The following is a 3,362-nucleotide window of genomic DNA, read 5'->3' as shown; positions in this document are numbered from 1 at the left end:
GAGCGGCAGGCCCTTGGCGTCGAGCCCGGCGGGTACGGCGATGCCCGGCAGGCCGGCCATGTTCACCGTGACGGTGAAGATGTCATTGAGGTACATCTTGACCGGATCGGCAGCCATGTCCTCATCGGCGACGCCGAAGGCGGCGGAAGGCGTTGCCGGGGTCAGGATGACATCGACGCCGGCGGCGAAGACCGTCTCGAAATCCCGCTTGATCAGATTGCGCACCTTCTGCGCCTGCAGATAGTAGGCGTCGTAATAGCCGGCCGACAGCACATAGGTGCCGATCATGATGCGGCGCTTGACCTCGCGGCCGAAACCGGCGGCGCGGGTCTTCTCATACATGTCGACGATATCCTTGCCCGGCACGCGCAATCCGTAGCGGACGCCATCATAGCGGGCGAGGTTGGACGAAGCCTCGGCGGGCGCCACGATATAGTAGGCAGGCAGCGCGTACTTCGTATGCGGCAGGGAAATGTCAACGATCTCAGCGCCGGCGTCCTTCAGCCAGGCAATGCCCTTCTGCCACAGCGCTTCGATCTCTTCGGGCATGCCGTCGACGCGGTATTCCCTGGGAATGCCGACCTTCATGCCCTTGATGGGCTTGCCGATCACCGCCTCATAATCCGGCACTGGCCGGTCGACCGACGTCGTGTCCTTCGGATCGACTGATGCCATCGACTTCAACAGGATCGCGGCATCGCGCACGTCGCGCGCGATCGGGCCGGCCTGGTCGAGCGACGAGGCGAACGCGACGATACCCCAGCGCGAGCAGCGGCCATAGGTCGGCTTGATGCCGACCGTCCCGGTGAAGGCGGCCGGCTGGCGGATCGAGCCGCCAGTGTCCGTCGCGGTCGCGCCGGCGCACAGGAAGGCGGAGACTGCCGTGGCCGACCCGCCGGAAGAGCCACCCGGCACCAACTGCGCATTGTCCAGGCTGCGCACGGCCCTCGTGCCGCCGGCCGAGACGAAGCCGCCATCGCCCTGATGCGTCGTCGGCATCACCGCAGTATCGAGGCGCGAGCGCCGCCACGGATTGATGACCGGACCATAGTAGGACGTCTCGTTGGACGAACCCATGGCGAACTCGTCCATGTTGAGCTTGCCGAGCATAACGGCGCCGTCGGCCCACAGATTTGACGTAACGGTCGATTCGTAGCGCGGCTTGAACCCGTCGAGCACATGGCTGCAAGCCTGCGTGTGGACGCCTTCGGTGCCGAACAGGTCCTTGATCCCCAACGGAATGCCTTCCAGCGCACCGCCCTCGCCCTTGACCAGCCTGGCGTCGGACGCCTTGGCCATGTCGCGCGCCTTGTCGCCGGTCACGGCGACATAGGCATTGAGCGCCGGATTGGCGCGCTCGATAGCGCCGAGATAGGCCTCGGTGATCTCGGTCGCGGTGATTTCCTTGCCGCGCAGCTTGGCGCGGGCCTGTGAAATCGTCAGCTGGGTCAGGTCGCTCATCAAAGGCTCTTTTCGTAAAACACCGACCACTCAGAATCGGGATAATCCAGCACCGGGCCGCAACGCGAAAACCCGGCGCGTTCGTAGACTGTCCACGCCGCGGGATGACGATCGCCCGTCTCCAGCACCAGTCGCTTCAGTCCCTCGTTGCGCGCCAGCGCCTCGACCCGCTCAACGATTTTCGCGCCGATCTTCTGGCCGCGATGCGACGGCCTGATATACATGCGCTTGACCTCGCCAATGGCGCCGTCATGACGCTTCAGCGCGCCGCAGCCGATGGCCAGGCCTTTATCGCGGGCGATGAAAACCGTCGTGTCCTGACCGGCCATCTGCTCAACCGTCAAATGGTAGCAATGCTCCGGCGGCGTCAGTTCGAGCAAGGTCTCGTTGAGTTCGGTGACCAGCCCGCGCAGGTCGTCCTGGAGCGGCGTCTCAATGGCGATCTCGATTGCCATCGGCGGACTTACTCCACGACCTTCGGCACGAGGAAGAAATTCTCTTCGGTCGCCGGCGCGTTGACGACGATGTCGGCCGCCTTGCCGCCGTCGGTGACGACATCGCTGCGCTTCTTCATGTCCATCGGCGTCACCGAGGTCATTGGCTCGACACCGGAAACATCGACCTCGTTCAGCTGCTCGACGAAGCCCAGAATGGCGTTCAGCTCGCCGGTCATCCGTTCGGCATCCTCTTCGCTCACCGCGATGCGGGCGAGATGCGCGACGCGCTTCACTGTCTGAAGATCTACGGACATGTTTTTGCCTCGGGGAAAACCAGTTCGGGCTATAGCGGCGCCGCGCGCGCTGCGCAACATGCATCGTGCGAGAGGCCAGGCTGTGGCGGCGGCCCGCTCGTCGGCTCTCAGAATACGTCTATGGCAGGGCAACGCCCTCGCACAGATAGTAGCTGCCGCTGTTGCCGCTTGCTTCGCTTTCGTCGTCGACGGGCCGAACCGACACGAGATCGATCTGCTTCGCGTTCATTTGCGTCACCGAGAGAACGTCGGGAAAGACATAACCCGGTTCCTGGCAGATGGCCGTCACCGCCCAGCTCGGCGAAGCCGTCGCCTTGCTGATCTGCAGAAACTCGCAATTGTATTCGACGCTTTGCAGGCCGTACGCCGAAAGCACGATGTTGCCGGCGTCGATCAGCGTTTGCAGCGTGCCCTTCTTGGCCTGTTTGCAAAGCTCCTCGGACTGAAGGTAGATGCCTTCGATGAAATCATCCGCAGCGAGCGCGGGCGACGCCGCGACCAGTATGGAAACGCAAAAAGATTGCCTCAAAGCCATGGTTTTATTCCATTTTGGCTGCTTCTAAATCGTAATCGTCTCGCCAATCTTGGGCAAAGCCACCTTGATGCCGGATCCTTCCAGGCCGGCCTCGAACTTGTCGGCGGTCGGATCGATCATCGGAAAGGTGCCGAAATGACAGGGAACCACGGTGTCGAATTTGAAGAAGCGCCGGCAGGCAAGTGCCGCCACCGCGCCGCCCATGGTGAAGCGGTCGCCGATCGGCACCAGGCCGATCTTCGGCTCGTGCAGCTCGTTGATCAGCGCCATGTCGGAAAAGATGTCGGTGTCGCCCATGTGGTAGAGCGTCCTGTCTTCCGGGAAATGCAGGACGAGGCCGCCCGGATTGCCGAGATAGGTGTTCTGGCCACCTTCGCCGGGGAACGAGGATGAATGCAGCGCCTGGACGAAAGTGGTGGTGAAGCCGCCGCAATCGACGGTGCCGCCGATGTTGCCCGGGTTGATCTTCTTGTCGCTGGCGCCCTTGCCGACCAGGTACATGCAGATCTCGAAATTGGCGACTAGCTGGGCGCCGCTTTTGCCAAGCACTTCCAGCGCGCCGCTGATGTGGTCGCTGTGGCCATGCGTCAGCAGTACATGCGTGATTCCCTCCGC

General features: G+C 62.9%; 5 protein-coding genes. All 5 read right to left on the bottom strand.

What is annotated here, in order from left to right; genetic code table 11:
• On the bottom strand, nucleotides 1-1,461 hold a 1,461-nt coding region (locus tag EN984_RS27535), incomplete at its 3' end, for an amidase family protein (protein ID WP_127384099.1).
• On the bottom strand, nucleotides 1,461-1,916 hold the full coding sequence (locus EN984_RS27530; protein WP_127271852.1) for a GNAT family N-acetyltransferase: 456 nt from the start codon (nucleotides 1,914-1,916) through the stop codon (nucleotides 1,461-1,463). The genes EN984_RS27535 and EN984_RS27530, both read right to left, overlap by 1 nt.
• A gap of 8 nt (nucleotides 1,917-1,924) precedes the next feature.
• Nucleotides 1,925-2,212: an Asp-tRNA(Asn)/Glu-tRNA(Gln) amidotransferase subunit GatC gene (gatC, locus tag EN984_RS27525; RefSeq protein WP_127272494.1), complete on the bottom strand. Its 288-nt coding sequence runs from the start codon at nucleotides 2,210-2,212 to the stop codon at nucleotides 1,925-1,927.
• A 118-nt stretch (nucleotides 2,213-2,330) separates the two neighbouring features.
• Nucleotides 2,331-2,747: a hypothetical protein gene (locus EN984_RS27520; RefSeq protein WP_127271676.1), complete on the bottom strand. Its 417-nt coding sequence runs from the start codon at nucleotides 2,745-2,747 to the stop codon at nucleotides 2,331-2,333.
• 24 nt (nucleotides 2,748-2,771) lie between these two features.
• Nucleotides 2,772-3,362 (bottom strand): metal-dependent hydrolase (locus EN984_RS27515; protein WP_127384098.1); only part of this gene is annotated, 591 nt, incomplete at its 5' end.

Origin of the sequence: Mesorhizobium sp. M7A.F.Ca.CA.004.12.1.1, from assembly GCF_003997835.1 — a bacterium.
Lineage (GTDB): Bacteria > Pseudomonadota > Alphaproteobacteria > Rhizobiales > Rhizobiaceae > Mesorhizobium.
This window is presented reverse-complemented; position numbering and strand designations above follow the sequence as displayed.